The organism is Tabrizicola sp., assembly GCF_036781545.1.
Classification (GTDB): domain Bacteria; phylum Pseudomonadota; class Alphaproteobacteria; order Rhodobacterales; family Rhodobacteraceae; genus Tabrizicola.
The window spans coordinates 1-8,806 of record NZ_DAIQAT010000144.1 but is presented as its reverse complement, the minus strand read 5'-3'; the positions used below and the strand labels follow the sequence as shown (position 1 = coordinate 8,806).

At 63.9% G+C, this 8,806-nt stretch carries 3 protein-coding genes and 1 pseudogene; all 4 read right to left on the bottom strand.

Going from position 1 to position 8,806, the window contains the following annotated elements; genetic code table 11:
* Window positions 1-875 (bottom strand): hypothetical protein (locus V7Q39_RS16730; RefSeq protein ID WP_333817752.1); only part of this gene is annotated, 875 nt, incomplete at its 3' end.
* A gap of 78 nt (window positions 876-953) precedes the next feature.
* Complete coding sequence (locus V7Q39_RS16725; protein ID WP_333817751.1) at window positions 954-1,163, bottom strand: hypothetical protein; 210 nt, start codon at window positions 1,161-1,163, stop codon at window positions 954-956.
* The gene (locus V7Q39_RS16720; protein ID WP_333817750.1) at window positions 1,160-7,645 is read right to left on the bottom strand and encodes a GNAT family N-acetyltransferase; all 6,486 of its coding nucleotides are present in this window, start codon (window positions 7,643-7,645) and stop codon (window positions 1,160-1,162) included. Before V7Q39_RS16720 ends, V7Q39_RS16725 begins: the two co-directional genes overlap by 4 nt.
* A gap of 627 nt (window positions 7,646-8,272) precedes the next feature.
* Window positions 8,273-8,746: pseudogene (locus tag V7Q39_RS20635) on the bottom strand (DEAD/DEAH box helicase family protein); the annotation flags it as partial.
* Between the last annotated feature and the right edge of the window lie 60 nt (window positions 8,747-8,806).

Below are 8,806 nucleotides of genomic sequence, written 5' to 3'. Positions count from 1 at the left end.
CGCAGCGCCGCGATCAGTTCATATTTCCGCGACCCGTTCGGTGCCGAGTTCGGAGCATAGGTGCCGCGCACGTCGCCCGTGGTCGCGCTGGGGGTGGTCAGGATGCCCGCCGCGAGCGTGCCGGCCGTGGCCGCGACATCATCCATGATCTCTTTCAGAACATCGCTCGCGTCAGCCAGATAGACCGGCAGGCCAAGAACAGTGCCGGTCCCGACCGTCAGCGCGGTCACATCGGCCGAGACCGAAACGGCCGTCACGGTCTTGAACGCCTTCTTGCCCGTGAATGTCGTGCCGCTGGCCGAGGATTCACGCACAACATTGCCATACTCATCCGTGCCGGTGACGGTCAGAACAGCCGTTCCGGTCCATGCCGCCACGACGTTACGGGGCACATCGGCGGAGCCATTGAGGGCCGCCGCCGCCTTCGCCGCGGCAAAGGTGGTGTTGACCGAGAAGACGCCCGCAGCGGTCAGGTTCTGCGAAGCGACGAAGCCGTCAGCATCCGCCGTTGCCGGAGTGCCGAGATGGATCTTCGTCAGGGTTTGCAGGGACATCTTGCCATCGTTGGCCAGCGTCACGACCTCACCTTTGCCGGCGTCGATCTGGGCCCGGTCCAGCAGGAGGGTCAGCACGCTGCCGATCACCAGAGAAATCCCGGTCAGGATCGAAACGGTGATGTTGGACGCGCCGAAGGTCACGGAAAAATCGCCTGCCTTGGCGAACAGAGAGCGATAGGCCGTGGAATGGATTTCGTGGTTCACCGAGCCGAGATAATCTTCGGCGCTGCGGGCCGAGGGGTAGGACGCGGTGAAGGTGCCGCCCGTGCCGGTGGTGGCGGACAGGGTGACGGACACGGTATCGTGTTGGGTCGCCATTTGGGTTTCTCCCGTGCTTGATCAAAAGCGCGGGCTGAGGCGGCCCGCTACGCAGGCCGGAACATGGCGCAAGTCGCCTCAGTCGTGCGGCGATGGCGCGGGCTGGACAGACCAGGCCGCCTCCAGCATCTCGGAACAGACGTTAGCGAATGGATACGGTTCGACCACGACCTGCGTTGCGGCCCTGACCGCAAGGGATGCCTTGTCATGCCCGTGCTGCCAGCCGACGGTATACCCCGCGATGAGCGCAGCCAGCATCCCGCCGAGGGACCAATAGACGCCCGTCATGGCTTCACCTTGCCAATCACCACGAGATACTTCCGGTTGAACTCTTTCATCACCACCGCATCGGGGCGTTGCGGGATGGCCCCCGCTTTGCTCTGGTTCCAATCGCCCTTGCCGTTCATTTCCCGTTCCGCCTCCAGCATGTCGTCATAAAGGTCTGCCATGGCTTGCTTCTCGGGGGGGATGGCCTGACCAGCGCCAGCATAGGCTTTCACGTCGGCATTTGCATCCTGAACCGCTGCCTTGGCGGAATAGAACTGATCCCGATCAATCCAAGGGCCGACCGGAGACGTGAGCGTGCGCAGGATCGGAATGTCCCTCATCCCGATATCGGCCACATCACCTTTGAGGGTCTTGGCGAGAAGATCGGAGGTGCGCCCCACAAACGCCCCGGCGCTGCCAGTCACGAAGGCAGACAGGTGGTCAATCGTTTCGGGGGAAACGCTGATCCATCCCGCTTCGCGGAAATCACCGCCCGTTGCCGAGTTCAGGAAAGACGCGATGGCCTTGGATGCCTCGGAGGCCCCGGCGAAATACACCTCGGAATCCGGGGCGCCGACAGCGGGATAACGGGGATAGATCGGCGTCCCGGTCCAGTCGGCATTTTCACCCATCTCAATCAGTGGGTCAGTGAAGAACGGCGACACAAACGTCGTGCTACTACCCCCGTTGACCGGGGAGAACGCATTGAACAGCGCCGCCGCGACATCGCCCATCGCCTCAGATGGCGACTTCACGCCCCGCACCACCTTGCCAAGGTTCTGTCCGGCATAGGGGAAGATGTTGTAACCGTAGGGCATTGGCACCGCAGCCGGGTTCTGCCCCGTGCCCCAGCCGACGATGTGGAAGTTCCGCTCGTTGCGGTATTCCGGCACCTTGTCATAGAAAAGCTGGCCGTCGTCGTCCTCGTCAGACAGCCAGGCATTCAGCAGATCGTTCAGCATCCCGGCGGCGATGGAGGTAAGCGCCATCAGCGCCACGCGGCGCGAGGTCAGGGCCTTGATGGTCCGAACCGAGCCTTGAACCGCGGCATTGAAGAACGGGTAGAGCGCGTTCATGTTCGCCCCCACTTCCCCGCGACGGTTGAAGTTGACGGTCAGCTCCTTCGCAAGGAATGCCGCATCTTCGACCGCCCAGCCACGCTTGCGGGCCTCGACAAAGGCGGCAAGGCGAATGGCGTTGTCCACCGCAATGTTGGCCCGCTCGATCATGGCCAAGGCAGGGTTGTCACGCATTGACAGGATGGCCCGGGGCGACGTGAGACGCTTCAAGGCGCGGGCCGCCATGGTGCCGCTGGCAAGACGCACGCGCCGGTCGAGGTCTTCCTTGGCGGTTTCGGGTTGCTCGATGGTCCAGAACGAGACCTGCGCCCCGGCCTTCTGGAACTCGCGGTAGTGCTTGGCCCAGACGGAATCATATCGGTTGCCCTGCGCGCGCCACGACCCGGACAAGGCCTTGCGCCAGTCGCGCAGCATGGCCTTGGCGATGGCGCCCTTGTCACCCTCCCCGAAGGCCTGAATGTTGAACTGCGCGGTCTGGAAGTCACGGAAGGCGTTGGCCACCGCAAATTCCGGGTTCAGCATGGTCCGAGTCATGGACCAGAAGCGCGAGAACATCGACAGCAGGCGGGTGATTTGGCCCATCTGATCCGCCCCGACGGTTCCGGCCGCACGCGCAAGCCGCTCGTCATGGAAGATGATCCGGTGTTCCTCACCGCTGATCTTCACAGCCATTTCGTTCGGGGCAAGGATCATGGAAACGGGGTCTTCCACACGGGTTTCGACCAGCCCCGTGGAGCGGTTGAAATACCGCTTCTGGGCCGGTTTCTTCACCTCCCATAGCGCCTTCGATGGGTAATCCTTTGCCAATTCGTGCAGGCTCTGGCCAACCCGGTTCTTTTCGGCGCGGATCGCCACTTCCTGCGCCTGCGTAAAAGCGGCCTGCAACGGGTTGAATGCCTCGGACTTGCGCCCCAGCGCGCGGCGGCTTTCCCCGCCCCGAACGTTGAACCGCTTGCCGATGCCGGTGATGTCCAGCACGGCCTCTGCATGATCGGTCTCGGCAAATCCCTTCAAGGGAACGTAGTGGCGATACATCTTACGCCAGTCGCTGGCCTCGTCGTGCGTGATCAGCCCGGCATCTTCGCGCAGGGAAAGGGTCCGCTCGCGCAGCTTGTCGATCAGGCTTCCAATCTCGACCAGTCGCGCTGCATCAGGGCTGGCCGCCGCGTCGGCAAGGATCTGTTTGGCTTCGGCGTTGGTCATGCCGGAACCGCCATCCGGCATGGCCGGGTTGATGCTGGCAATCTTCGCGTTGCGTTCGATGGCGTGCCTGGCATAGAGCCATTCCCCGACTGCCTCTGCGGTAAGGCGGCCCTTGCTGGCCGCGATAAGGCGGATGATCGGCTTGACGAAATCCTCATCGACCTCGAACAGATGGCGCCCGACCTTGCCGCTGAAGGTGGTTTCAGCGGTGTAGGCGCGTTGCTCCGGCGGCAGGCGCCTGCCCGTGGCCCGCTCAATAGCCTCCTGAGCCCGCAGGACGGGAAGGAAGCGATCCTGAATGTAGACGCGGGCACGGTCGATACCATCGCTCATGCCGCCCGCGCCGTTGCGCAGCCGCGCCCAGATTGGCGCCGTGGCGCGAGTCAGTTCCTCCCAGACGCGGCGGTCGGGAATGAACAGCGCCCCGCCCATGCCGGTGTTGCGATGGGCGCGGGCCTGCGCCGACAGGGGGCGGACGGCCTGCGGGCGCTGGAAGCGGTTGCGGGCCGGATCGCGATACATGCCCTCACTGATGCTAAAGTCCTTGCGGCGCCCCTTGTTTTCCACAAAGCCGAACCGCTTGTAAAAATTCACCAGTCGGTCGCGCGACGTAGTTCCAAACCCATCGTCGCGCAGCCCCGGCGACAAGATCAGGCGGAACCCGTTCTGGTCGGCAAATTCCGCGATCCGCGACATTGCTTTGGTGCCGATACCTTGGCCCTGCTCATCCTTGCCCACCGCAAGCATGTTCAGCTTCAAGTCACCGCTTCGGGTGACAAAAAGCGACAGGGACCGCAGCCCAAGGTCATGCTTCAAGGCCGCCTCGAACGCATCGACGTTTGGTTTTGGCGCCTGCGCCAACTTGCTCGCCCGCATACCGGTATTCCCAGCCTGCCGCTTGCTGATCTCCCCCGCCAGAATGCGCCCGAAGATGTCCTCTGCGGTCTGATAGCCCGCCCCGTTCAGCACATTGCGCAGCGCGCGAAGCAGCCGGGCGATCTTGTTGAACGCCGTGACCAGCGCCGAACCCTTTGGCGACTTCCGGGCCGCCAGCGCCTCGCTGAACTCCTCCGCAATCGCCTCTTCGATCTGCTCATGCGGCAGAAGGTCGGGATAGCGCGCCGCAATGTCGTGCTTGGCGACCCAGCCGCGCTCTGCGGCCAGCTCCAGCGCGCGCCACTCTTCCGGCGTGAACAGGTTCATGGTGCGCAGGGCGTGGATCACCTCGTGGTGCAGCGTGCCCATCGGGTCCATGGAGGCACCGATCACGATTTCAAGCGCGCCGTCGCCCGTGACATGGAACATGCCCTGCCAGTCGCGGGCATCAGAATCCGCCACCAGACGCACGCGCTTCAGGTCGAGACGGTCCAGCTCGGCCCGCAGGCGCGGCATGAGGCGGATGATTTCCTCGGTTGAGGTGGCGGCCTCGCGGACCATCTGGGCGCGTTGCTGCTTTTCAAGGATCGTGATGGCTTGGTCATCGTAGATGACGTAGTTGTAAGACCCTTCGCCAGCGTTGCGGCTGGAGCCGTCAAGGTAGCGGTGGCCTGGGATTCCTGCGGCACGCAGGGCCTCGGATGCCATGCGCCGCGCCTCTGCTTTCGCCGCCGCCCGTTCGCGGGTGCTTTGCATGAAGGCAGCATCGCCCATCGCATCGACGGTCAGTTGGTCAATGAAGTCTTGCCCCGTAGTGGCATCCCACACCGATTTGTCCGGCGCGGCGTCCATGGCGCCAATGATAGCCTGAACCGCTGCGGGTTGCTCCGACAGCGGCGCATCCCAATCCAGAAGGCTTTCCTGGCCGGGAATGTCTACGGTGAAGAGGCGGCCCGGATTGACCTTGGTGACACGCGCCGCCAGCCAGTCGATGGCGGCCAGATGTGCAGCGTATTCCGCCATGTCAGGCGGGAATGCTCGTTGTTCCGCAGCCTTGTATTGCGCCAGCTTGGTTTCCCGATAGACGCGCAGGCGATCCTGAACGTCGTCGCCCGGTGTGGAGTTGATCTTGTCACGCAGATTGCCGATCACGGCTCTAAGGGAGATGCGGAATAGAACGGCACCGTCACGCCACGCCTCTTCAGAAACCCCTTCCGGGCGCGATGGGGGCTTGTCCGCAAGATACTCTTGCGTGCGCTGCATGATGTCGCTGGACTGCGGACCATACAGGAACGGCGGGATTTCCTCGCCGTCGATCCGCAGAGATACCCGGGACAGCTTGTCCCGATACCACTCCGAAACCGCGCGCTTGCCCGCGAAATACAGGCCCCAGCCATAGGCTTGCGCGCCCTCGCCCGTGCCCATGGCATCAAGGCTGAACCGGTCAAAGTCATGCGGCGTCCCATGATAGGCGGTCTCCGCAAAACCCGCCGTCGGCTTCTGCATATCATCAAGGAATGCCTGACGATCCGCCTCACTCTTGAACTGAAAGCCCGGGACTGCGCCGTTGCCCCGGAAGCTGGAATAATAGCCGCCGTGCTGTTTGGCGACGGCCAGGACGGCGGCGTATTCCTCCCGCTCCACCTTGTCGCGGATCGTGGCGACAAACAGGTCAGCGCCCGTCTTGGCGTGCTTCACCTGTGCCAGTTTGAAGGCATCAGCCTTGGCCGCCAGCGGCGGGCCCTGCACAGGCTGCGGCATCGGCGCCGTGGCGTCCTGACCTTCGGCCTCCATCTCCTCGACCACATCGCGAACCGGATCGGGGCGGCGGCGCACATCGTATTGCTCCAGCCGGTCGAAGAACTCGTTGATCGACCGGGCGCCAGCGAAGTTGAGCCGCTGGGTATCCGGCGCCACCTCTTGCCCCTCGGCGGGCTTGTCGATGACCACCACGCGCGTCATCACACTGGTTCCGGCCCGCTCGAAGGCAACAGCCGGAAGCGCCACCTCTGCGGAAAGGCTCAGACCTTTCGCGTCATCACCCTCCCACCACGCATCAAAGCGCTTGTCCGCGCTGGGGCCGGTCGGGATCAGAGCCACGATCCTCCCCCCGGCCCGCAGGTGCTTCGCCGCCTTGGCAAGATGCTGCATCGCGGTTGCGCCGCCCGAGCCAAAGGGCGGGTTCATCACGATCACATGCGCCTTGTTGACCAGGTGGTAGCTTTCGAACGTGCTTTCCACCGTCTTGCCATGTGGTGCCTTGAGCAAGGCCCGGCTGGACAGGTCAGAGGATGGCTCGACCATCGTCAGATCGGCGAAATCCGGCACATAGCGCGCGATGGCACCATCCCCGGCGGAAGGCTCAAGGACGCGCTCATTCGGGCGGATACCGGCCCATTCGACCATCTTGAGGGCAAGCGGTTCCGGCGTCGGGTAGAAGTCGATGCCGTCGCGCTGATCACGGCGCCCGGTGGTCTTGGTGCGCCCGAAATAGTGGGTCTTGGCCTTCTCGAACGGGCTGGTGACATTGGCCTTGCGGTCCCGCTCCTTGCCCCCCTTGCCATCATCCGGGCCGGGTTCAAGGGCTTCCGCTGCCTCGTATGCCTCGATGAAGCCGGTCAGGAGGTCGCGCGCCTCATTGCCCAGCGCAAGGTTCTCGACCGTGCCGCTGCGCTCCGCGATGCGGGTTGCGAAGGCGCGGCGCTCCCATGCGGTGCCAATGGTGTAATACCGGAACGGGGCATTGGTGACGGTGCCCACGCGAAGGATGCGCCCCTCTTCCTGCAAGGTGGTGGTCGGCTTTGTCGGCATCCCGAGATTGATCAGCACGCGCTGGTGGGTGCCGGTAAGATCGTGCATCGAAATCCCAGCCCCTCCCGCGTCGGACTGAACCACCAGAACGTCGGCGCCGCTGCCGTCGGTGTTGAAGTCGGCCAGATTCTGGAGGCGCTTCTTCTGGGGCACTGTGCCGTTGAAGGCGCGGGCCCGCTTGCCAAGGGCCGAGAGCAGGGCATCAACCGGCGCGGCATAGCTGGCGAACTTCATGCGATTGAGGTCGGGGAAAGCCGCCATCAGATCGGCCGCCGCCGCGATGGCATTGGCATCATTTGCCGGTGCGATGTTGGAGAACGGGTTGAACCCGCCGCCGACGTTGTAGTCATGGAACACCACGACCTTCCGGCCCAGAGCGAGGTGCTTTTCGATGTCAGGGATTGCGGCGCGCGCCTTGATCGCCTCAAGAAGCTGCATCCGCTTGAGGTAGTTGAACTTCTGGCTGATCTCCCGTTCCAGCGTCTGATAGCCGTCGGCAATCGCCTTGTCCGCGTTCCTGCGCCCCTCGAACACATGCTTCAGAACGGCGTCGATCTGGGTTCCCAATCCGTCGGCGGCCAGAACGAACTTGCGGTCATAGTCCACATCGACCTGAAGGCTGCGCCCGGACAGCACCCCATCGCGCTTCAGCTTTTCATGGAACTCACGCTCAAACACGGCGCTATCCACCGCCGCCTCGGGCTTGGTCAGCTTGTGATACCGGATGCGATAGCCAAAGTGCTGAACCATGAACAGGTTCTGGCCGCTCTGGCGGCTGCGCCCGACATGGCCATCCTTGGGATAGTCGAAGAGATAGCCCTCGGCATAGTCCACCGCCTTGTCATAGGCGAAGGGCGTGGCGGAGAGGAACAAGACCTTGGAGCGCGGTTCCTGCGCCCAGCGCGCCACCTCCGCCTCTTCGCGCGACTTGAGGCGGCGATACACCGCCGTCTTGGCCTCGCCGTCCCTCATGGCCTTGTAGGCTTCCCACTCCTTGGCGTGACGCATCCGCGACTTGCGCCACAGATCGGCGGGCCGGTGCGTGATGGCGCGCAGGTTCTGGAGCGCACCAGTGACCGCCCCGTCTTGCGAGGACATGAGGTTCTGCGACTCGTCCGTCACGACCAGATCGAAGGACCGGGAAGCCAAGGCATCGTTGTCGCGCAGGTTGGCATAGGTGGTGATGGTCACCGCCTGACCGGCGTCCTTGGTGTCGCGCAACTGGTTCACGGGAACGTCCAGCGCGGAAAGGGCCTTGGTCCATCCGGCGATGACCGCCTCCGACGGGGCGACGATCAGGATATCCCCCTTGCCCATCTGGACGAAGCGCTTGATCACCCCGCCCCCGGAGAAGGTCTTGCCCGTGCCGGTGCCGTTGGTGATCATCATGCCGTGCCCGTCGGGCTTGGAGAAGCGGCGTTCCACCTTCAGCACGTCGTCTTGCTGCTCGGGAAGCAGAAGCGGCAGCGTGGCCCGGATATTCGCCTCGTCCGCCGCAACCGGCTTGATCCGGTCGGCCTTGGCCTGCACCGCGGCACGGTCATCGGCCTCGATGGCGCGCGGCGCAGGTTCAGTGGCCAGCCCCACCCGCCCTGCGCGCAGATTGGCGAGGAAGGATTCGAGATAGGGCGTCATCTCCGCCACCTCTTCCCGCGTCATGCCGGCATCGCGCAGCGGCAGGATGATGCTGCGGAA

What these genes read in the sequence shown, in the direction of transcription:
- V7Q39_RS16725 (WP_333817751.1), bottom strand. Translation starts at nt 1,163, where the DNA reads ATGACGGGCGTCTATTGGTCCCTCGGCGGGATGCTGGCTGCGCTCATC.